The organism is Streptomyces candidus, from assembly GCF_014207445.1.
GTDB classification, from domain to species: Bacteria; Actinomycetota; Actinomycetes; order Streptomycetales; family Streptomycetaceae; genus Streptomyces; species Streptomyces candidus.
Genome location: NZ_JACHEM010000009.1, coordinates 34,011 through 55,179 on the forward strand (window position 1 = coordinate 34,011; position 21,169 = coordinate 55,179).

Sequence of the window (21,169 nt, forward strand, 5' to 3'; positions counted from 1 at the left end):
GTGCTCTTCTCCTGGCGGTACGAGTGGCAGTTCGGGAACGCGGGCGCAGCCCGCTCCCTAGACGCGCAGGAGTACGGAGAGGTCCACAGGGGTCGGCGGGCCGGCCGAGGGCGGGCCACGCCTGACGTGATCCGGTACGAGGCCCTGCTCGGGCCCCCAGCCGCCGACGGCCCCGCGCGCCTCGAAGAGGGCGGGCAGCAGCTCGTACATGGTGGAGGGCCTGACGGGGGCGGCCGGGGCGGCGGTGCCGCCCGCGGGGGCTCGGTCGTGGCAGCCGGGCACGGGGGCGGAGACGGTGGGCTCCGCCGTTACCGGCACCGTGCGGGTCGCTGCCGCAGCGGGCACGGCGTGTTGTGCTGCCGCCGGCCCGCAGAGCACGCCGAGCACGACGGCGGCGACGGCCAGCAGTCGGCGCCGGTGCGTGTGCGCGGCGAGGGACACGGCGGCCTTTCCGGAGCGGGGGCGGTGGAGGTCAGTGGTTGCGGTGGGCGGCATTCCGCCCGCCCACGAGGGTACGTGCCGCTGGCCACCGCGGGGTTGCGGTCGCTCCCCGTCCCGTGCGCCCCCTCGTAGCCTCCTTGGGCGGCGGGGCCGTGCGCCGTACCCCCTCGTAGCCTCCTTGGGCGGCGGGGCCGTGCGCCGTACCCCCTCGTAGCCTCCTTGGGCGGCGGGGCCGTGCGCCGTGCCCCCTCGTAGCCTCCTTGGGCGGCGGGGCCGCCCCCGAGGGCGGAACGGGCGGGCAAGGGGGCGGCCCCACCGGACGGCGCGCCCCCCGCCCCACGCCCCGCCACCCCCGTACGCGCACGCCCCCTCGTACACCCCCCTCGCACACCCCCCGCCCCGCGCCGGAAATCGGTTCGCCACACCTCACCCCGAAGTGAGATCCTGAACCAGGTATGTCTACTTCCTTCGCCGACCTCCAGGCCACCCTCGCCCAGAGCTCGCTCCGTGACGCCCACCGCCTCGGCCGCCGCCTCGAAGGCGCCCGTCGCATCCGCAAGCCGGAGGCCCGGCAGTCGGTCCTGGACGAGATCGCCGCCGAGGCGGAGAAGTCCGCCCGCAGAGTGGCGGCCCGCGCCGCCCGTGTGCCCACGATCACGTACCCCGAGTCCCTCCCCGTCAGCCAGAAGAAGGACGACATCGCCGAGGCGATACGCGACCACCAGGTCGTGATCGTCGCGGGCGAGACCGGCTCCGGCAAGACGACGCAGATCCCGAAGATCTGCATGGAGCTGGGCCGTGGTGTGAAGGGCATGATCGGCCACACCCAGCCCCGCCGCATCGCCGCCCGCACGGTGGCGGAGCGCATCGCGGACGAGCTGAGGACGCCGCTGGGCGAGGCCGTCGGCTGGAAGGTCCGCTTCACCGACCAGGTGAACCAGGACGCGACCTTCGTGAAACTGATGACGGACGGCATCCTGCTCGCCGAGATCCAGACGGACCGCGAGCTGCGCGCGTACGACACGATCATCATCGACGAGGCGCACGAACGGTCCCTCAACATCGACTTCCTGCTCGGGTACCTCGCCCAGCTCCTCCCCCGGCGCCCCGACCTCAAGGTCGTCATCACCTCCGCGACCATCGACCCCGAGCGCTTCTCCCGGCACTTCGGCGACGCGCCGATCGTGGAGGTCAGCGGCCGTACGTACCCCGTCGAGGTCCGGTACCGGCCGCTGCTGGAGGAGGAGGGCGACGACTCGGACCGCGACCAGATCACCGCCATCGCGGACGCCGTCGACGAGCTCCAGGCCGAAGGCCCCGGCGACGTCCTCGTGTTCCTCTCCGGCGAGCGGGAGATCCGCGACACCGCGGACGCCCTCAACAAACGCAACCTGCGCCACACCGAGGTCCTCCCCCTCTACGCGCGCCTCTCGCACGCCGAGCAGAACCGTGTCTTCCAGCGCCACACGGGCCGCCGCATCGTCCTCGCCACCAACGTCGCCGAGACCTCACTGACCGTCCCGGGCATCAAGTACGTCATCGACCCGGGCACCGCCCGCATCTCCCGCTACAGCCACCGCACCAAGGTCCAGCGGCTGCCCATCGAGCGGATCAGCCAGGCGAGCGCCAACCAGCGCAAGGGGCGTTGCGGCCGTACGTCGGACGGCATCTGCATCCGGCTGTACTCCGAGGACGACTTCCTCTCCCGTCCCGAGTTCACGGACGCGGAGATCCTCCGTACGAACCTCGCCTCCGTCATCCTCCAGATGACCGCCGCGGGCCTCGGCGAGATCGAGAAGTTCCCGTTCATCGACCCGCCGGACCACCGCAACATCCGTGACGGCGTGCAGCTCCTCCAGGAGCTCGGGGCGCTCGACCCGAACGAGAAGGACCCGACGAAGCGGCTGACGGAGCAGGGGCGCAAGCTGTCCCAGCTGCCCGTCGACCCGCGTCTGGCACGCATGGTCCTGGAGGCCGACAAGAACGGTTGCGTTCGGGAAGTCATGGTGATCGCCGCCGCGCTCTCCATCCAGGACCCGCGCGAGCGCCCCGTCGAGAAGCAGCAGCAGGCGGACCAGAACCACGCCCGGTTCAAGGACGAGACGTCCGACTTCCTCGCGTTCCTGAACATGTGGCGGTACATCCGGGAGCAGCAGAAGGAGCGCGGTTCGTCCTCGTTCCGGCGGATGTGCAAGCAGGAGTACCTGAACTTCCTGCGGATCAGGGAGTGGCAGGACATCTACGCCCAGCTGCGGTCCGTCGCCAAGCAGCTGGGAATCCACCCGAACGAGGAGGACGCGCCGGAGACGTCCGTCCACACCTCCCTCCTCGCCGGTCTCCTCTCCCACATCGGGCTCAAGGACACCGACAAGAACGAGTACCTGGGCGCCCGTAACGCCAAGTTCGCGATCTTCCCCGGGTCGGCGCTGTTCAAGAAGCAGCCCCGTTTCATCATGTCGGCCGAGCTGGTGGAGACCTCCCGGCTGTGGGCCCGGGTCAACGCCAAGGTCGAACCGGAGTGGATCGAGCCGCTCGCCCAGCACCTCCTCAAGCGCACGTACAGCGAACCGCACTGGGAGAAGGACCAGGCGGCCGTCATGGCGTACGAGCGGGTCACGCTGTACGGGGTGCCGATCGTCGCGCAGCGGAAGGTGAACTACGGGCGGATCGACGCCGAGGTCTCCCGCGACCTGTTCATCCGCAACGCGCTCGTCGAGGGCGACTGGCGCACCCACCACAAGTTCTTCGCCGACAACCGCAAACTGCTGACCGAGGTCGAGGAGCTGGAGCACCGCGCCCGCCGCCGCGACATCCTCGTGGACGACGAAACCCTCTTCGACTTCTACGACCAGCGCATCCCCGAACACGTCGTCTCCGGCGCGCACTTCGACTCGTGGTGGAAGCACAAGAAGCGCGAGGAGCCCGAGTTCCTCGACTTCGAGCGCGAGATGCTCATCAACGAGAAGGCGGCGGGGGTCACCAAGGACGACTATCCGGACTCCTGGCGGCAGGGTCCGCTGAAGTTCCGGGTGACCTATCAGTTCGAGCCGGGTGCGGACGCGGACGGCGTGACCGTCCACATTCCGCTCCAGGTCCTCAACCAGGTCACCGACGAGGGCTTCGACTGGCAGATCCCCGGACTGCGCGAGGAGGTCGTCACCGAGCTGATCCGGTCGCTGCCGAAGCCGGTCCGCCGGCACTACGTGCCCGCGCCGAACTACGCGCAGAGGTTCCTGGACCGGGCGGTTCCGCTGCAGGAACCGATCCACTTCACGCTCGCCCGCGAACTGCAGAAGATGGTCGGGGTGCCCGTTTCCCCCGCGGACTTCGACCTCGACCGCATTCCGGACCACCTGAGGATCACGTTCCGGATCGTCGACGAGCGGCGCAAGAAGCTCGCCGAGGACAAGGACCTGGAGGCACTGCGGCTGCAACTGCGCCCCAAGGCCCGCCAGGCGCTCTCCCAGGCGGCTGCCGCGACGGCGGAACGCTCCGGCGGCGAGACCATCGAGCGCACCGGCCTCACCGACTGGACCATCGGCACGCTGACCAAGGTCTTCGAGACGAAGCGGGCGGGGCAGCCGGTGAAGGCCTATCCGGCGCTCGTCGACAAGGGCGCCTCGGTCTCCGTGCAGCTCTTCGACACCGAGGCCGAGCAGCGGCAGGCGATGTGGGCCGGCACCCGCCGCCTCATTCTGCTCAACATCCCCGTGAACCCCGCCAAGTTCGCCTCCGACAAGCTCACCAACCAGCAGAAGCTCGCCCTCTCCAGCAACCCGCACGGCTCCATCCAGGCCCTCTTCGACGACTGCGCGATGGCCGCCACGGACAAGCTGATCGCCGACCACAGCGGCCCCGCCTGGGACGAGGAGTCGTTCCGGAAGCTCTACGACAAGGTGCGCGCCGACCTGGTGGACGCGACCGTACGGACCGTGCACCAGGTCCAGCAGGTACTCGCCGCCTGGCAGGCCTGCGAGCGCCGCCTGAAGTCCACGAAGAGCCCCGTGCTGCTGCCGAACCTGGCGGACGTGCGCAAGCAGCTGGACGCCCTGATGCCGGCCGGGTTCGTGACGCGGACCGGCCTCAAACGGCTGCCGCACCTGATGCGTTACCTCGTGGCCGCCGACCGCCGCCTCCAGCAGATGCCGGCCGGCGCCCAGCGCGACACCGCGCGCATGGAGAAGGTCCACGAGATGCAGGACGAGTACGCCTGGCTGCTGGAACAACTGCCGCAGGGCAGGCCCGTACCGCAGGAGGTGCGCGAGATCCGCTGGATGATCGAGGAGCTGCGGGTCAGCTACTTCGCGCACGCGCTGGGCACGGCGTACCCGGTCTCCGACAAGCGCATCGTGAAGGCGATCGACGCGGCTGTCCCGTAACGGGGAGCGGCTTCGAAGCTGGTTCGACTGCACCCTCTGACCTGCTGTACAGTCTGTCTCGCAGCAACACGCACACACCGCGCAAGCGGGGTGAACGGCTGCGAAGCAAGGTCCTGTGGAGCAGTTTGGAGTGCTCGCCACCCTGTCAAGGTGGAGGCCGCGGGTTCAAATCCCGTCAGGACCGCAGTAAGTTCGAGGCCCGCATCCGCACCGGATGCGGGCCTCGGCGTTTGTGCCCCGGCCCACCCGGGCCCACCTCGGTCCTTCGGATCGGGGTCTCCTCGCGTCTTGACGCGGGCATCTGCCACCGGTACCCCGGACATCAGGGGATCGGGAGGTGACGAGTGACGGCTCCCACCGCACGGCACGAGACGCGCGCACTGCTGCGCGCCCACCTGTCCGCAGCCGCCGGCTACCGGCACCGCACGGAGCACTGTCCGGTCTGCCGCAAACTGCTGCGGCTCGCGATGGAACCGGAGCCGGACGACAGGGCTTCCCGGGCCCCGGACTCCCCCTGCCGGTCCTCCGCGGGCCGGCACGCGTCCCGGGAGGAACCGCAGGACGAAAGCCCTGCGGACTCGTGACCATCGCCGTAGGGCCGGCTTCCCATTCGGTGACAGGATCGGGTTTGGCAAGTGCCAGCGGCTGTGACGGGTGTCACCCAAAGCGTTCTTTGAGTCAGGGTATTTACACCCGCCTTACAATCGGCCAATTTAATATATGCAATTGCACTTGCCTCGACCTTCTCCGGCCTTCGCCCCGACCCGGGGCCGCCACCGGCGCCCGGCGGGCACGAGGGGCGCTCCCCCGGGGGCCGGCGTGCGGCAGGGCCGCACAGGGCGACACAGAGCCCCTCGGGCACAAAAAAATCGCGCTGGACCCGGCGGAGTCCAGCGCGATCAATGACCCGGCTCCCGTTGGGGCAGGTGCCGGTCATGTGGAGCTTGGGGTGGGCGGGCGGAACGAGTTGGGGGACCCGTGTCCGAAATACCCTGCAATGCGGGGGGTGTTGCCATGCACTGCGTGTGGTGCGGTGCTGCGGGTGAAGAAGATGAAGCGGTAGTGCGAGGTAATGCGATGCCTCAGGCCTCGCTGCGCTGCTGCGGGATACCCGCAAGCAGTGCGCGGACCTCGGCCTCGCGGTAGCGCCTGTGCCCACCCAGCGTGCGGATGGACGTGAGCTTGCCTGCCTTGGCCCAGCGGGTCACCGTCTTCGGGTCCACACGGAACATCGTGGCGACCTCAGCCGGGGTCAGCAGCGGCTCGGCGTCAGGGGTGCGAGCGGTCATGAGCGGCCTCCTCGGGAGAACCGAACCATCACGGTTCTTTCCTCTAAATTCTGCACCTTGACCCGCGTTGCCCGAAATGGCGGACGCGGGCCGAGTCGGTTATAGGACGAACGGCTTGTCCTCGGCACTACAACTACACCATCCGTCCAGCCGCGTGGGCCAAACCGATGGAATTGCCCTCTGAGGTGTTCATCCGCGACGGAAGCCGATGGACCATGCCATAGCGGACAGTCACGCCACTGTGACGATCAGTCACAGAGCGATCAGGAGTCGTCAGACCCCCCATAGAGTGCAATGCCGAGCATTCCGCCCTTAGTTGGACGGAAGGAGCCCTCTGCGGACTCCTTGTCCTATTTTGACACGAGGGACGGGGATGGGCGCAAGGGGTGCTTTAGTGCTGTCCGTCACGCTTGACACAAAAGCCCGGATCAGGACGTAGGTCCCGACCCCCTCGCTCTCACCTATTTCACGACGTGTCCCACGACTTGTCTCACGCACCACATCACGGTCCGGTTCACCGTTAGCTCAGGTTTCGCTCAAATCGCATTCTGTCCGCGGACCGAAGAGGCCCCCAAAGAGAACAAAACGAGACAAATACGTCCACTTCCGGAAACGAACGGGTGCCTCAGTTCGCGAACTGCCGGTCACGGACCGCCCGCCACCGCTCCGCGAGCCTGCCGTACGCCCGCGCCGCCCCGTCCGGGTCGCCGGCCCGCAGCGCCCCCAGCCCGGCGGCCACGTCCGCCGCCGAGCGGTCCGAGGCGAGCTGCGTCTCGTCCAGTACGTGAGCCAGCCCGCCGTAGTCCAGTTCGACGAGGGAACGGGGGTGGAACTCCTCCAGCCAGCGCCCCACCTCCACCAGCCCCGACACCAGCGGCCCCTCGTCCATGTGCTCCCGCAGCGTGCGCAGCCCGCGCGCCACCCGCCGCCGCGCCTGCACCATCGGCGTCCGGTAGCGCAGCACGGGCGCACAGTCCGCGGAGCCCTTCACGTACTCCCGTTCCTGGTCCTCGAAGAGGACGAACCAGCGCACCGGCACGTGCCACACCGAGGTCTTGATCCACGGCCGGGCGTCCGGGTTCCGCTCCCGCCACCGCTCGTGGTCGGCCCGCGCCTGCTCCCGTACGAGCGGGGGCACCGCGGCGTCCAGCAACGGTCCCGGGTACTGGTCGGCCGCCTCCTGGAGGGCCAGCCAGCCGCGCAGCCGGGTGCGCCAGGGGCAGACCACCACCACCTCGTCGACCTCGGCCACGTACGCGTCGCCGCTCTCGTGCACCGGCACCGCGAGGGGCGGGGTGGGCAGCAGACCGGCCAGGGCGGCACGGAGCTCGTCCTGAGGGGAGGGGAGGGCGGTGCGGCGGGCGTAGCGGGCCCAGTGGGTCCGTTCCGGTTCCGGGAAGGCGGCCAGCGGTTCGTACACCCGCAGGGACGACACGTACGGGACGATCACCGATGACGCCAGGGGCACGCCTGCTCCTCACTGCGACCGGACCCACGACCGGGCCGCCCGCCCGGCCAGGGACGACCGGAAACAAATCGTCCCACGGTGTCCCCCGGAAGGAGGTGATCTGCGGCACTCCGCCCTTGCGAGCGGCCCCCGGGGCCTAATCTCATGCCCAACGGGCCCTCCCCACCCGTAAGAGGGCTCACCGCCTCGTACTTGGGAGTCACCACAGTGACCGCATCTTCCGACGGCGTCCTGCACACCCTGTTCCGCTCGGAACAGGGCGGCCACGAGCAAGTCGTGCTCTGCCAGGACCGCGCCTCCGGCCTCAAGGCCGTCATCGCCCTGCACAACACGGACCTCGGTCCGGGCCTGGGCGGCACCCGCTTCTACCCGTACGAGAGCGAGGAGGCCGCCCTGGAGGACGCCCTGAACCTCTCGCGCGGCATGAGCTACAAGAACGCCCTGGCCGGTCTCGACCACGGTGGCGGCAAGGCCGTCATCATCGGCGACCCCGAGCAGATCAAGACCGAGGAGCTGCTGCTGGCGTACGGCCGCTTCGTCGCCTCGCTCGGTGGCCGCTACGTGACCGCGTGCGACGTCGGCACGTACGTCGCGGACATGGACGTCGTGGCGCGCGAGTGCCGCTGGACGACCGGGCGCTCCCCCGAGCACGGCGGCGCGGGCGACTCCTCCGTACTGACCGCCTTCGGCGTCTTCCAGGGCATGCGCGCCTGCGCCCAGCACCAGTGGGGCGATCCCACGCTGCGCGGCCGCAAGGTGGGCGTGGCCGGCGTGGGCAAGGTGGGCCACTACCTGGTGGAGCACCTGCTGGAGGACGGCGCGGAGGTCGTCGTCACGGATGTGCGCGAGGAGTCCGTACGCCGCGTGACCGACAAGCACCCCCAGGTCACCGTGGTCGCCGACACCGAGGCGCTGATCCGGGTCGAGGGCCTGGACATCTACGCCCCGTGCGCGCTCGGCGGCGCGCTGAACGACGAGAGCGTGCGGGCGCTGACGGCGGGTGTGGTGTGCGGTGCGGCCAACAACCAGCTCGCGCACGCGGGCGTCGAGAAGGACCTCGCCGACCGCGGGATCCTGTACGCGCCGGACTACGTGGTGAACGCGGGCGGGGTCATCCAGGTCGCCGACGAACTGCACGGCTTCGACTTCGACCGGTGCAGGAAGAAGGCCGCGAAGATCTTCGACACCACGCTGGAAATCTTCGCACGTGCGAAGAGTGACGGTGTTCCGCCGGTCGCCGCGGCCGACCGGATCGCCGAACAGCGGATGGCCGAGGCCCGCGCCCGGCGCTGACGGAGGGCTCCGGAGAGGGGCCGGACCGCCGGGTGGGGAGACATCGCTCACCCCCCTCGGCGGGTCGGGCGTCAGGAAGGGGCTAAAATCGCGGTTGACCAGCGGGGACGGAACGTCTCGCCGGTCGTGCTTCGAGGCGTCTCGTGCGGGCGGCGTACCGTATGGCCAAAGAAGCAGGTACCGTTGAAGTCCTGCGGACCGGTCTCTCCACGGAGGGCCCGTTCCCAACCATGAACGCGTGTCAAGACTCTGGGGCCGTCGAGCCCCGTCACCGAGGGGGTCGAGCCATGGGGCGCGGCCGGGCAAAGGCCAAGCAGACGAAGGTCGCCCGCCAGCTGAAGTACAGCAGCGGCGGTACCGACCTGTCGCGTCTGGCCAGCGAGCTGGGCGCTTCGACTTCGCAACAGCCGCCTAACGGCGAGCCGTTCGAGGACGATGACGAGGAAGACGACCCGTACGCACAGTACGCGTCGCAGTACAACGACGAGGACGAGGACGATGAGTCCGGACCTTCGTCGCAGCGCCGCGGCGCTTGACGCTTCACCTTTGGCGTTCGTACACCTCGAACATATTCATAAGGTTTGAGCAGTACCGTTTGATCACCGGACCCGGTCCGGGGCTCGCGCCCCGGGCCGGGTTCTGTGCGTCCTACTTGGCGTAGTCGCCGGTGAGGGCCGCGCCCTCGCGGTGCTCGCCGCGGGCGGTGATCCCGCCGGCCACCCAGGAGTCGACGCCGCGGTCGGCGAGGGCGGCCAGGGCCACGTCCACCGACTGCTCGGGCACGACAGCGATCATGCCGACGCCCATGTTGAGGGTCTTCTCCAGTTCGAGGCGCTCGACGTTCCCGGCCCTGCCGACGACGTCGAAGACGGCGCCGGGGGTCCAGGTCGAGCGGTCGACGGTGGCGTGCAGGTGGTCCGGGATCACCCGGGCCAGGTTGTTGGCCAGGCCTCCACCGGTGACGTGGCTGAAGGCGTGGACCTCGGCGGTGCGGGTGAGGGCCAGGCAGTCCAGCGAGTAGATCTTCGTGGGCTCCAGCAGCTCCTCGCCGAGTGTGCGGCCGAACTCCTCGATCTCCTGCTCCAGGGACCAGCCCGCGCGGTCGAAGACGACGTTGCGCACCAGCGAGTAGCCGTTGGAGTGAAGACCGGAGGACGCCATCGCGATCATGGCGTCGCCCTCGCGGATCCGGTCCGCGCCGAGGAGCTGGTCGTACTCCACGACACCGGTGCCGGCGCCCGCCACGTCGAAGTCGTCGGGGCCCAGCAGACCCGGGTGCTCGGCCGTCTCGCCGCCGACCAGGGCGCAGCCGGCGAGGACGCAGCCCTCGGCGATGCCCTTCACGAGGGCGGCGACCCGCTCGGGGTGCACCTTGCCCACGCAGATGTAGTCGGTCATGAACAGCGGTTCGGCGCCGCAGACGACCAGGTCGTCCACGACCATGCCGACCAGGTCGTGGCCGATGGTGTCGTACACGCCCATCCGGCGGGCGATGTCGACCTTCGTGCCGACGCCGTCGGTCGCCGAGGCGAGCAGCGGACGCTCGTACCGCTTGAGGGCGGAGGCGTCGAAGAGGCCGGCGAAGCCGCCGAGGCCGCCCAGCACCTCGGGCCGCTTCGTCTTCTTCACCCACTCCTTCATGAGTTCCACGGCGCGGTCGCCGGCTTCGATGTCGACGCCCGCGGACGCGTAGCTGGCACCGGTGGTCTCAGACTTCTCAGACATGGGGAGGTGAGAACTTTCGTGTCGAACAGCGAGGGTCTACGGGCCCGCTACGGGCGACGGAGCGCTTCGGCCGCGGCGGTGTTCGCCACTCCGGCCGCGAGCTCGGTCTCCAGGAGCTGCTTGCCGAGGAGCTCCGGGTCGGGGAGATCCATGGGGTACTCGCCGTCGAAGCACGCGCGGCAGAGGTTCGGCTTGTCGATCGTCGTCGACTCGATCATGCCGTCGATGGAGATGTACGCCAGCGAGTCGGCGCCGAGCGAGGTGCCGATCTCCTCGATGGTCATGCCGTTGGCGATCAGCTCCGCGCGGGTGGCGAAGTCGATGCCGAAGAAGCACGGCCACTTCACCGGCGGGGAGGAGATCCGGATGTGGATCTCCGCCGCGCCCGCCTCGCGGAGCATCTTGACCAGTGCGCGCTGGGTGTTGCCGCGGACGATCGAGTCGTCGACGACCACCAGGCGCTTGCCCTTGATGACTTCCTTGAGCGGGTTGAGCTTCAGACGGATGCCGAGCTGGCGGATCGTCTGGGACGGCTGGATGAAGGTCCGGCCGACGTACGCGTTCTTGACGAGCCCGGAGCCGTACGGAATCCCGCTGGCCTCGGCGTAACCGATCGCGGCGGGGGTGCCGGATTCGGGCGTCGCTATGACGAGATCGGCCTCGGCAGGAGCTTCCGCGGCCAGTTTGCGGCCCATCTCGACCCGGCTGAGATAGACGTTGCGGCCCGCGATGTCGGTGTCGGGGCGCGCGAGGTAGACGTACTCGAAGACACAGCCCTTGGGCTTCGCTTCTGCGAATCGAGAGGTGCGCAGGCCGTTCTCGTCGATCGCGAGCATCTCGCCCGGCTCGACCTCGCGGACGTAGGCTGCGCCGCAGATGTCGAGGGCGGCGGACTCGGAGGCCACCACCCAGCCGCGCTCCAGACGGCCGAGCACCAGCGGGCGGATGCCCTGCGGGTCGCGGGCCGCGTACAGCGTTCCCTCGTCCATGAAGACGAGGGAGAAGGCGCCCATGACCTGGGGGAGCACCTTTGCGGCGGCCTCCTCGATGGTCAGCGGCTTGCCGTCGTCGTCGGTCTGGCCCGCGAGGAGCGCGGTCACCAGGTCGGTGTCGTTGGTGGCGGCCACCTGGGTGGCGCGGCCGTTCTCCTTGGGGAGTTCGGCGACCAGCTCGGCGAGCTGTGCCGTATTGACCAGGTTTCCGTTGTGGCCGAGCGCGATCGAGCCGTGCGCGGTGGCACGGAACGTCGGCTGCGCGTTCTCCCACACCGAGGCTCCGGTGGTGGAGTAGCGGGCGTGACCGACCGCGATATGGCCCTGGAGGGAGCCGAGAGAGGTTTCGTCGAAGACTTGCGAGACCAGTCCCATGTCCTTGAAGACCAGGATCTGGGACCCGTTGCTGACTGCGATTCCCGCGGATTCCTGTCCGCGGTGCTGCAGTGCATACAGTCCGAAATAGGTGAGCTTGGCGACCTCTTCGCCGGGAGCCCAGACACCGAAGACGCCGCAAGCGTCCTGGGGGCCTTTCTCACCGGGGAGCAGGTCGTGGTTGAGTCGTCCATCACCACGAGGCACGGCACCGAGTGTAGGCGAGATCGACCACTGGTCCGAATTGGGGATACGGGCGGGCGACACCCCGGGGCGAAACGGTCCTGCTGGGGCGGGTCGCGGGCCGGATCGTGGCGGCGGGTGCCGATCCGGGTTCCGGCGTCCGGGGCCCGGGGCGGGTCGGGCGCGGCCAGGGGGCTACGGACGCGCGGCCCGGCGCCCGCTGAGGCGGGTTGCGGGGCGGGTTCCGCCGTCCGGACGTGGCTGGCCGGGCGTGCGGGTTCCCGCGGCGGGTGCCCGTGCCTGCCCCCTGCGGACCTCAGCAGCGGGTGCCGTGCGGTCTCCGCGGGCCCCCTGGAACCGGTATCGCTCGCAGGCGTAGACGTAGCCGTGCGGGCGTGCGGACCTCCGCGGCGGGAGCCTGCGGGCTGCGCGGGGCCCCGGCGACGGGCATCGCTCGCAGGCGTACAGGAGACCCCTGCGCGGCCGTCGTGCGTGCCGCGCAGGGCCGTCGGCCGCTACTTGGCCGCCTTCGCCTCCAGGCCCTTGCCGTCGGCTGCCGTGAGGGTCAGGGAGCGGCCGTCCACGCGGTACTTCACCTTGCCCGACAGCACCTGCAGCAGGTCCTTCTCCACCGTCCCCTCGGCGCCCTGGCACAGCATCCGGGTCGTGGCGACGCGGCCGAACTCAAGGGTGCCGTCGCCCTGCCGCGCCGTGCCGTTCAGGGAGTTGCAGCCGGTGTGTCCGCGGACCGTACCGTCCTTGCCGAAGGTCAGGTACGCCTTTCCGCCGGTGCCCTCCGGGAGCGACCTGGCCGTCTCCCCCTCCTGGAAGCCGCTGACGTTCCACTTCGTTCCGGTGAGGGGGGCGGGCGGCTCCACCGGCTTCGAGGTGAGGGCGATCGTGCCTCCCCTCGGCGTGGTGAGGGTCAGCCGGCTGTCGTCGAGTTCCGCCTTCAGCGGGTCTTCGAGCGCCTGGCGCATCGCGAGCTCGAAGTCCTGCTCCTCGCAGGCGATCTGAGTGGACAGCAGCTTGTCGAAGTCGACGGTGTCGCCCTTGACGGTGGCCCTCCCGGTGAAGGAGTTGCAGCCGTAATGGCCGGTGACCGCGCCCTTGTCGTCGATCTTGACGTAGACGCCGTCCGGAGCCGGGGCCTTCTTGCCGCCCACGGTCGCGCTCTCGACCGACCATCGCACGCCGGTCAGAGGCACGTCGGTCTGCACGGTGTCGTCGCCACCCTCCTTCCCGCTCCCTCCGGAGCCGGCACCCGTTTCCGTGCCGCAGGCCCCCAGGGCCAGGAGCGCCACGGCGGTGACGGGAACGGTCAGCATCTTCCGCGTCCTGAGCTTCGGCTTCGTCTGCATGCCGGTGTGACGGAACAGGTGGGGCGACCGGTTCCACTTGTCCCCGCGCAGGCCCGCCCATCAGCCCATGATCGGCAGGACCCCCACCAGATCAGCACGCTCGCCACTGGCTCTGACCTGCCCGTTCTCGATTTCGTCGGCCCATTGTGTACGTCCTGTGGCAAGCCTGATCCAGGTGAGCGGGTCGGTCTCCACGACGTTCGGCGGGGTTCCTCTCGTGTGCCGCGGCCCTTCGACGCACTGCACCACCGCGAACGGCGGGATCCGCACCTCCGTGGACGCGCCGGGCGCCTTCGCGGCGAGGGCGTCGGCGAGCAGCCGGGTGCAGGCGGCCAGCGCCTGGCGGTCGAACGGCACCGCCACCCCGGTCGCCCGCGCCAGGTCGTCGCTGTGCACGACGAGTTCGACGAGGCGAGTGACGAGGAAGTCCGCGAAGCGCATGGTGCCGACCCGGGTACGCACCACCCGCTCGTCGTCGGCGCCCGGCAGTACCTCCGCGATCCGGGCGGCGCGTTCGTACAGCTCCGTCACGGGCGTGCCCGCCGAGGCGCCTCTGGTGTCCTCGGCGATCCGCCCCGCCAGGCCAGCGGTGGCGAACGGCCAGTCCAGCAGGCCGACTTCGGCCCTTCCCGGGCGTCCGGCCCCGGTCGCCGGGCCGCGGAGGTCTCCCTCCGGCGCGGGATCCGCGAGTGCCCGTACGACCGACTCCACCCCCAGGTACACGTGCGCCGCCAGCTCCCGCACCGACCAGTCCCCCAGCCCGCCGGGGGCCGCGAGCTGCTCCTCGGACAGTCCCGCCACCACCGTGCGCAGGTGGCCGAACTGGGTGAGGACGGCGGCCCGGGTCCTGGCCGGGTCGTAGGTGCGGGGGCGCTTCTTCTTCGCGGCGTTCGCTGGCATACGGACGAGGTTAGAGGGCGCCACCGACAACGCCGCCGGACGTGCCCCCGCCCGCCGGGACGTCGAAGGGTTCGCCCGCCGCGGGTACTCCCACTCCGCGCCAGCGGAAGGGCAGGCCCCGGGCGACGTCCAGGTCGGAGTCGTCCATCAGCTGGAAGTGGAGGTGCGGTTCGGTGGAGTTGCCGCTGTTGCCGCAGAGCGCGAGCGGTCGGCCCTCCTCCACCCGGTCCCCCGTGCGCACGGTGAGCGAGCCGCGCCTCAGGTGCGCGTACAGCGCGTACGTGCCGCCTCCCAGGTCGAGCACGACGTGGTTGCCGACGATGCGGCGCGGCCCGCCGAGCGTCCGCGCCACGCCCTCCACGAGCAGGAGGTACAGCACCCCCGGCAGCGACGTGCGGCTCAGGTGGTCGCGCTGACGGTCCTCCGCGTGCAGGACGGTGGCATCGGCGACTGCCAGCAACGGCCGCCCGAAGGCGGGGAACGCCTCGCTGCGGCGGGCGGGCGGCCAGAACCACACCGGCGCGGGCCGCGCGCCGCCGTCCGGCTCGGCCAGGATGTCGATCGCGTAGGTCTGGCCGTACGTGTGCGTGCCGTGGCTCGGCTGCTTGTCCGCCGGGCTGTTGAGCGCGGACCAGCGGCCGGTCACGGGCGGGGCGACCTCGACGGGCGCCGGGTCCCCCAGTGCGCGACGCCGGCGCCTCGCGTCGTTCGAGCGCCAGGCGTTGAGCGCGAGGGCCAGGGCGCACGGGATCCAGCCGGCCAGGTACCCGTACGGCAGCTCCACGAAGAACTGCGCGAAGGCCTGCACGAAGAAGTACGCCCACAGGACACGGCTGAGGTGCAGTGCGGCTCGACGTGCGGTGATGGCGACCTCCCCCGGTCCGTGCCCCGCGGCGGCTGTCCGCGGTCGGTCCCCGTCGGACAGGGCCCTCGGGTTACGTAAGCAGACCGTCCCCGCGCGTGGTTCCCCGGGGCCGGTCCGCGCGCCTACAGCAACGTCAGCGCGGCCCCGATCAGTGCCGCCACCAGCACAATCACCGGGCCGAGCGGCGTCCCCTGGTCTGCGGGGGTGCTGTCCACGGCGGGGCGCGACTCGGGGTCGGCGAGCATCGCGCGGATCCCTTCGGCGGCCCGCCCTGCCACGTGACCCTTGGCGGTACGCCGGTCCAGGCCCGCCCAGCCGGTGGGGCGGACGGCGGTCTGCGTGCCGTCGAGTGCGCCGAGGACCAGGCGGTCCTCGGCGCACTCGACCTTCTCGATCTCCGCCCACGGCACCTGCTCGACCCGCCAGCCGCCCGCCACCCACACGCCCGAACGGTCTGTCGTGACACGCCAGTTGAGCGCGGTCGCCGCCCAGGTCAGGGCGAAGGGAAGCGTGACCAGCAGCAGCCAGGACCGCAGGGTGCGCTCGTCGTCGAAGAAGTTCCAGACCGTCGCCGCCTCGAAGAGGAGGACCAGCGCCCCGGCCGTCCGGCTCACCGGCCCGGCGGACCAACTGGCCACGAGAGTACGGGGGCTGCCGGGAGCGGAGGGGTGCGACACGGTGTCCTTCTCGGTAGGCGCCAACTTCTGGGTGGCCATTGGCTTTTCGGTGCGTGGGGGGTGTGGGTCGGGGACGGCGGGGGCGAGGGCCGCCGGGGTGGTGGAGCGTTCCACGGCGACGCGCCCGTCGGGTCCGTCGACTGCGGCGACGTACGTCAACTGCGCCCCTGGGCTGGGCAGTCCGTACAGCACCGCCTCCCGGACGGAGCCGTGCGGCGCCGGTTGTCCGGCCCGCTCCCCCGCGTACCCTCCCCACGTCCGGAAGCGCAGCAGCGGCTCGGACGCGGCGTGGTCGTCGGCCGCGTACACGCAGACCCTGCCGTCCTCGCCCTCCCGGACGAGCACGCGCAGCACAGGTTGCGGGCGCCGTGCGAACCGGCGGGCCGTCCACCAGTTGGCGAGGACGTGGACCAGAAGACCGGTGCCGAGCGTCCCGGACATCAGCAGCAGCCAGTTCACCCCGAACGGCCACTCGGTCACGCAGACGTACCCCGCCACGGCCAGCAGAACAGCGGCGGCGGCCGGAGCGAGGAGCCGGTGCGGCCGGCGTACCGGCACCGGCGGCGGGGCGTGCCGGTACGCGCCGGCGACCGCCTCCGCGTGCGCCCGTCGGCGTGCGCGCGCCCGCAGCCGGTACAGCAGGAGCAGCCCGGCCAGGAGAGCAGCGGCGCCCACCACGATCCTGGCCGCCGGCCCCGCGTCGGCCACCCCCGCGTCGCTGAGCAGCACGACGGCGGTCAGCGGTCCTAGCACGGCCAGTGCGAGCGCGGGCCGCCGCAGGATCCAGTACGCCTCCAGGAGCAAGAAGCCCAGGAACAGAGTGGTCAGCGTCCACACCCAGACGTCCCCGAAGAGCCACGCGCTGCCGGTCGACGCGTACGAGGTCGAGATCAGGACGTCAGAGGCTGCCCTCGCGGTCAGGGGCACGTACCCCTCGCCGAACTCGACCGCTGTCAGGGCCGGTGCCGTCCTCCCCTCGGACCGGGTGCCCAGACGGAGTTCCGGCGGCGGATCCGGCAGCAGCCACACCAGCACTCCCGCCAGCACCAGCGTCAGCAGCAGCCACACCGGATGCGCCCACCGGCGGGAGGGCACGGCGGCCAGCCAGCGGCGCGCGTCGGCGGACCGCCAGGGGGCGGTGCCCTCGGGTATGTACGCGCCCGGAAGCCGCACGGGCGGCGGGGGTTGATCGTTCACCCGCGCATTATGACCACGGAACGCGAGTGCGGCCCCGCCCCCGGTCGCCCCGGGGCGGGGCCGCACTCCCGCACGCGCCGGACGACAACCGTCCGCCGCCGTGCGGTCACTGGGCCAGCAGGCCCGGAATGGTCGCCTCGTGGGCTTCCTTCAGCTCCGCCAGCGGGATGCCGAACTGGCCCTGGACCTCGATCGCCGCGTCCGCGCCGGAGCCGTCCACGACACCGATGCGGGCGACCGGCAGACCGCGCGCCCCGCACATGTCGTTGAAGCGGAGCTCCTCGCTGCGCGGGATCGACACGACCGCGCGGCCGGCCGACTCCGAGAACAGGAACACGAACGGGTCGATGCCGTCCGGCACCACCAGCCGCGCGCCCTTCCCGCCACGGAGGCAGGACTCGGTGACCGCCTGGATCAGACCGCCGTCGCTCAGGTCGTGGGCGGCGTCGATCATGCCGTCCCGGGAGGCCGAGATCAGGATCTCGCCGAGCAGCTTCTCGCGCGCCAGGTCGACCTTCGGCGGCAGACCGCCGAGGTGGCCGTGCACGACCTCGGACCAGGCGGAGCCGCCCAGTTCCTCGTGCGTGTCACCGAGGAGGTACAGCAGCTGCCCCTCTTCGGCGAAGGCCATCGGCGTACGGCGGGAGACGTCGTCGATGACACCGAGGACCGCGACGACGGGCGTGGGGTGGATCGCGGTCTCACCGGTCTGGTTGTACAGAGAAACGTTGCCACCGGTCACCGGAGTTCCCAGTTCCAGGCAGCCGTCCGCGAGCCCCCGGGTGGCCTCCGCGAACTGCCACATCACGTCCGGGTCCTCGGGGGAGCCGAAGTTGAGGCAGTTGGAGATCGCGAGGGGCTTGGCTCCCGTGGTGGCGACGTTGCGGTACGACTCGGCGAGCGCCAGCTGCGCACCCGCGTACGGGTCCAGCTTGGCGTACCGGCCGTTGCCGTCGGTCGCCATCGTCACGCCGAGACCGGTCTCGGCGTCGATGCGGACCATGCCCGCGTCCTCCGGCATCGCCAGGACGGTGTTGCCCTGCACGAAGCGGTCGTACTGGTCGGTGATCCACGCCTTGGACGCCTGGTTGGGCGACGCGACGAGCTTGAGGACCTGCTCGCGCAGCTCGTCGCCGTCGGCCGGGCGGGCCAGCTTGTTCGCGTCGTCCGCCTGGAGCGCGTCCTGCCAGGAGGGCCTGGCGTAGGGGCGCTCGTACACCGGGCCCTCGTGGGCGACGGTGCGCGGCGGCACGTCGACGATCTGCTCGCCGTGCCAGAAGATCTCCAGCTGGGAGCCCTCGGTCACCTCACCGATGACGGTGGCGATGACGTCCCACTTCTCGCAGATCTCCATGAAGCGGTCCACGTGCTGCGGCTCGACGATCGCGCACATGCGCTCCTGCGACTCGCTCATGAGGATTTCCTCGGGCGAGAGGGAGGAGTCGCGCAGCGGCACGGTGTCCAGCTCGACGCGCATGCCGCCGGAACCCGCCGACGCCAGCTCGCTGGTGGCGCAGGAGAGACCGGCGCCGCCCAGGTCCTGGATGCCGTCGACCAGCTTCTCGGCGAAGATCTCCAGGGTGCACTCGATCAGGAGCTTCTCCTGGAACGGGTCGCCGACCTGGACGGCGGGGCGCTTGGTGGGCTTCGCGTCGTCGAAGGTCTCCGAGGCGAGGACCGAGACGCCGCCGATGCCGTCGCCGCCGGTGCGGGCGCCGTACAGGATGACCTTGTTGCCCGCGCCGGAAGCCTTGGCGAGGTGGATGTCCTCGTGCTTCATGACGCCGATGCAGCCCGCGTTGACCAGCGGGTTGCCCTGGTAGCAGGCGTCGAAGACGACCTCGCCGCCGATGTTCGGCAGGCCGAGGCAGTTTCCGTAGCCGCCGATTCCGGCCACCACACCGGGCAGGACGCGCCGGGTGTCGGGGTGGTCGGCCGCGCCGAAGCGCAGCGGGTCGACGACCGCGACCGGGCGGGCGCCCATGGCGAGGATGTCGCGGACGATGCCGCCTACGCCGGTGGCCGCGCCCTGGTACGGCTCGATGTACGAGGGGTGGTTGTGCGACTCGACCTTGAAGGTGACCGCGTAGCCCTGGCCGACGTCGACGACGCCGGCGTTCTCGCCGATGCCGACGAGCATGGCGTCGTTCTCCGGGACCTTCTCGCCGAACTGCCTGAGGTGGACCTTGCTGCTCTTGTAGGAGCAGTGCTCGGACCACATCACGGAGTACATGGCGAGCTCGGCGCCGGTGGGACGGCGGCCGAGGATCTCGCGGATCCGGGCGTACTCGTCCTCCTTGAGGCCGAGTTCCTTCCAGGGCTGCTCGACCTCGGGGGTCCCGGCAGCGTGCTTGACGGTGTCCAGGCTGTGCTTGATGGTGCCCTCGCTGCGCTCGGTCGTCATGCGTTGACCAACTTCTTCAGGATCGAGGTGAAGAACCCGAGCCCGTCGGTACGGCCCGTGCCGACCAGCGGCTCCACGGCGTGCTCGGGGTGCGGCATCAGGCCCACGACGTTGCCCGCCGCGTTGCTGATGCCGGCGATGTCCCGGAGCGAGCCGTTGGGGTTGCCGTCCAGGTATCGGAACGCCACCCGGCCCTCCGCCTCCAGCTCGTCGAGCGTGCGCTCGTCGGCGACGTACCGCCCGTCCATGTTCTTGAGCGGTACGGAGATCTCCTGGCCGGCCTCGTAGTCGGCGGTCCAGGCGGTCTCCGCGTTCTCCACCCGCAGCTTCTGGTCGCGGCAGATGAAGTGCAGGTGGTTGTTCCGGAGCATCGCACCGGGCAGCAGGTGTGCCTCGGTGAGGATCTGGAAGCCGTTGCAGATGCCGAGGACCGGCATGCCGGCCTTCGCCTGGTCGATGATCGTGTCCATCACGGGCGAGAAGCGCGAGATGGCGCCGGCCCGCAGGTAGTCGCCGTAGGAGAACCCTCCGGCGAGGACCACCGCGTCGACCTGGTGGAGGTCCTTGTCGCGGTGCCACAGGGACACCGGCTCGGCGCCCGCGATCCGGACGGCGCGCAGCGCGTCCTGGTCGTCGAGCGTGCCGGGAAAGGTGACGACTCCGATGCGAGAAGTCACTTCTCTTCCTCCACCTTCACGGTGAAGTCCTCGATGACGGTGTTGGCGAGGAACGTTTCGGCCATCTCGTGGATGCGGGTGAGGGCGGCGTCGTCGACCGGCCCCTCCACCTCCAGTTCGAAACGCTTCCCCTGACGGACGTCCGCGATTGACTCGAAGCCGAGACGGGGCAGTGCACGCTGCACCGCCTGTCCCTGCGGGTCGAGAATCTCGGGCTTGAGCATGACGTCGACTACGACGCGTGCCACTGGCACTCCCGGTGTGGTGTGGTGCTTAAGGCGGTTTCACCAGCGTACCCGCCCAAAAATTCTACGCGGGTAGATATGTCCCGACTATCCCTCCGAGCGATCACGCTCCGGTATCGGAGCCGACAACGCGGGGAAAAATCCACGAAAAAACAGGCCCTTGCATTGCTCTGGACACGCTGAGGGAATTGACTGGGCTTCACAATGCAATGACTCCCCCTGTACAAAGGAATGCAAGAGAAAGCAACATTGCTCACCACCTCACCAGAAAACGCTGGTGGGCCGACATCACCGCACGTCAGCGCGGTGGACCCGGCACCTCGACCGGCACTCGTCCGCAGGAAGGACCGATATCCGTGGCTCAACGCGTAGTGGTCACGCTCTCCGACGACATCGACGGAGGAGAAGCGGCGGAAACGGTGACCTTCGGCCTCGACGGGAAGTCGTACGAGATCGACCTCAATCCCGCCAATGCAAAGAAACTGCGCGCGGCACTGAAGCCGTACGTCGACGCGGGCCGAAAGCACTCGAAGTCGGGCAATGTGTACCGGCACACGGCGGTGGCCCCCGACCCGGCGGCGGTACGTGCCTGGGCGCGGTCGCACCGCATGGACGTGCCGGCCAGGGGCCGCATCCCGAAGAAGGTCTACGAGGCGTTCGCGGAAGCGTCCTGACCTCCGGTCGCGGCCTCCTGACGG

Annotated in this window: 17 protein-coding genes and 1 tRNA gene; 6 read left to right on the forward strand and 12 right to left on the reverse strand. The window is 70.3% G+C overall.

What is annotated here, in order from left to right:
• Window positions 1-57: 57 nt before the first annotated feature.
• A complete protein-coding gene (locus HNQ79_RS17885; protein ID WP_185032222.1) occupies window positions 58-495 on the reverse strand; it encodes a hypothetical protein in 438 nt (145 codons plus the stop codon).
• A 401-nt stretch (window positions 496-896) separates the two neighbouring features.
• Between HNQ79_RS17885 and hrpA the strand changes: the two genes are divergently transcribed.
• From hrpA to HNQ79_RS17900, 3 genes are all read left to right on the forward strand, one after another.
• Entirely contained in the window at window positions 897-4,820 is a 3,924-nt protein-coding gene (gene hrpA, locus HNQ79_RS17890) for an ATP-dependent RNA helicase HrpA (protein WP_185032224.1), read from the forward strand.
• 109 nt (window positions 4,821-4,929) lie between these two features.
• Window positions 4,930-5,004 (forward strand) — tRNA-Asp (locus HNQ79_RS17895).
• Window positions 5,005-5,164: 160 nt separating this feature from the next.
• Complete coding sequence (locus HNQ79_RS17900; RefSeq protein WP_185032226.1) at window positions 5,165-5,404, forward strand: DUF6274 family protein; 240 nt, start codon at window positions 5,165-5,167, stop codon at window positions 5,402-5,404.
• A 498-nt stretch (window positions 5,405-5,902) separates the two neighbouring features.
• Here the strand turns inward: HNQ79_RS17900 and bldC are convergent, their stop codons facing one another.
• The gene (bldC, locus tag HNQ79_RS17905; RefSeq protein ID WP_003949541.1) at window positions 5,903-6,109 is read right to left on the reverse strand and encodes a developmental transcriptional regulator BldC; all 207 of its coding nucleotides are present in this window, start codon (window positions 6,107-6,109) and stop codon (window positions 5,903-5,905) included.
• A gap of 625 nt (window positions 6,110-6,734) precedes the next feature.
• Window positions 6,735-7,577 (reverse strand): DUF8083 family protein, encoded by an 843-nt coding sequence (locus HNQ79_RS17910; RefSeq protein ID WP_185032228.1) that lies wholly within the window; start codon window positions 7,575-7,577, stop codon window positions 6,735-6,737.
• 207 nt (window positions 7,578-7,784) lie between these two features.
• On the opposite strand from HNQ79_RS17910, the gene HNQ79_RS17915 reads away from it, so the two are divergent.
• Both HNQ79_RS17915 and HNQ79_RS17920 read left to right on the forward strand, forming a co-directional pair.
• A complete protein-coding gene (locus tag HNQ79_RS17915) occupies window positions 7,785-8,870 on the forward strand; it encodes a Leu/Phe/Val dehydrogenase (protein ID WP_229923245.1) in 1,086 nt (361 codons plus the stop codon).
• Window positions 8,871-9,157: 287 nt separating this feature from the next.
• On the forward strand, window positions 9,158-9,406 hold the full coding sequence (locus HNQ79_RS17920; RefSeq protein WP_185032232.1) for a DUF3073 domain-containing protein: 249 nt from the start codon (window positions 9,158-9,160) through the stop codon (window positions 9,404-9,406).
• Between the two features lie 112 nt (window positions 9,407-9,518).
• On the opposite strand, the gene purM is transcribed toward HNQ79_RS17920, so the two are convergent.
• From purM to purS, 9 genes are all read right to left on the reverse strand, one after another.
• Window positions 9,519-10,595: a phosphoribosylformylglycinamidine cyclo-ligase gene (gene purM, locus HNQ79_RS17925; protein ID WP_185032234.1), complete on the reverse strand. Its 1,077-nt coding sequence runs from the start codon at window positions 10,593-10,595 to the stop codon at window positions 9,519-9,521.
• Window positions 10,596-10,642: 47 nt separating this feature from the next.
• Complete coding sequence (gene purF, locus HNQ79_RS17930; RefSeq protein WP_185032236.1) at window positions 10,643-12,169, reverse strand: amidophosphoribosyltransferase; 1,527 nt, start codon at window positions 12,167-12,169, stop codon at window positions 10,643-10,645.
• Window positions 12,170-12,660: 491 nt separating this feature from the next.
• Complete coding sequence (locus HNQ79_RS17935) at window positions 12,661-13,506, reverse strand: META domain-containing protein (protein ID WP_229923246.1); 846 nt, start codon at window positions 13,504-13,506, stop codon at window positions 12,661-12,663.
• Window positions 13,507-13,566: 60 nt separating this feature from the next.
• Complete coding sequence (locus HNQ79_RS17940) at window positions 13,567-14,406, reverse strand: maleylpyruvate isomerase family mycothiol-dependent enzyme (RefSeq protein WP_185032240.1); 840 nt, start codon at window positions 14,404-14,406, stop codon at window positions 13,567-13,569.
• 10 nt (window positions 14,407-14,416) lie between these two features.
• Window positions 14,417-15,271 (reverse strand): M23 family metallopeptidase, encoded by an 855-nt coding sequence (locus HNQ79_RS17945; RefSeq protein ID WP_185032662.1) that lies wholly within the window; start codon window positions 15,269-15,271, stop codon window positions 14,417-14,419.
• A gap of 122 nt (window positions 15,272-15,393) precedes the next feature.
• Window positions 15,394-17,145, reverse strand: coding sequence for a hypothetical protein (locus tag HNQ79_RS17950; RefSeq protein ID WP_185032242.1), 1,752 nt, complete (start codon window positions 17,143-17,145; stop codon window positions 15,394-15,396).
• A 106-nt stretch (window positions 17,146-17,251) separates the two neighbouring features.
• A complete protein-coding gene (gene purL / locus HNQ79_RS17955) occupies window positions 17,252-19,549 on the reverse strand; it encodes a phosphoribosylformylglycinamidine synthase subunit PurL (protein ID WP_185032243.1) in 2,298 nt (765 codons plus the stop codon).
• Window positions 19,546-20,226 (reverse strand): phosphoribosylformylglycinamidine synthase subunit PurQ, encoded by a 681-nt coding sequence (gene purQ / locus HNQ79_RS17960; protein WP_185032244.1) that lies wholly within the window; start codon window positions 20,224-20,226, stop codon window positions 19,546-19,548. Before purQ ends, purL begins: the two co-directional genes overlap by 4 nt.
• A complete protein-coding gene (purS, locus tag HNQ79_RS17965) occupies window positions 20,223-20,474 on the reverse strand; it encodes a phosphoribosylformylglycinamidine synthase subunit PurS (RefSeq protein ID WP_185032246.1) in 252 nt (83 codons plus the stop codon). Before purS ends, purQ begins: the two co-directional genes overlap by 4 nt.
• A gap of 353 nt (window positions 20,475-20,827) precedes the next feature.
• On the opposite strand from purS, the gene HNQ79_RS17970 reads away from it, so the two are divergent.
• Window positions 20,828-21,145: a histone-like nucleoid-structuring protein Lsr2 gene (locus HNQ79_RS17970; protein WP_185032247.1), complete on the forward strand. Its 318-nt coding sequence runs from the start codon at window positions 20,828-20,830 to the stop codon at window positions 21,143-21,145.
• Window positions 21,146-21,169 lie beyond the last annotated feature (24 nt).

What these genes read in the sequence shown, in the direction of transcription:
- HNQ79_RS17935 (WP_229923246.1), bottom strand. Translation starts at nt 13,506, where the DNA reads ATGCAGACGAAGCCGAAGCTCAGGACGCGGAAGATGCTGACCGTTCCC.
- purM (WP_185032234.1), bottom strand. Translation starts at nt 10,595, where the DNA reads ATGTCTGAGAAGTCTGAGACCACCGGTGCCAGCTACGCGTCCGCGGGC.
- purL (WP_185032243.1), bottom strand. Translation starts at nt 19,549, where the DNA reads ATGACGACCGAGCGCAGCGAGGGCACCATCAAGCACAGCCTGGACACC.
- bldC (WP_003949541.1), bottom strand. Translation starts at nt 6,109, where the DNA reads ATGACCGCTCGCACCCCTGACGCCGAGCCGCTGCTGACCCCGGCTGAG.
- HNQ79_RS17885 (WP_185032222.1), bottom strand. Translation starts at nt 495, where the DNA reads ATGCCGCCCACCGCAACCACTGACCTCCACCGCCCCCGCTCCGGAAAG.
- HNQ79_RS17920 (WP_185032232.1), top strand. Translation starts at nt 9,158, where the DNA reads ATGGGGCGCGGCCGGGCAAAGGCCAAGCAGACGAAGGTCGCCCGCCAG.
- HNQ79_RS17940 (WP_185032240.1), bottom strand. Translation starts at nt 14,406, where the DNA reads ATGCCAGCGAACGCCGCGAAGAAGAAGCGCCCCCGCACCTACGACCCG.
- hrpA (WP_185032224.1), top strand. Translation starts at nt 897, where the DNA reads ATGTCTACTTCCTTCGCCGACCTCCAGGCCACCCTCGCCCAGAGCTCG.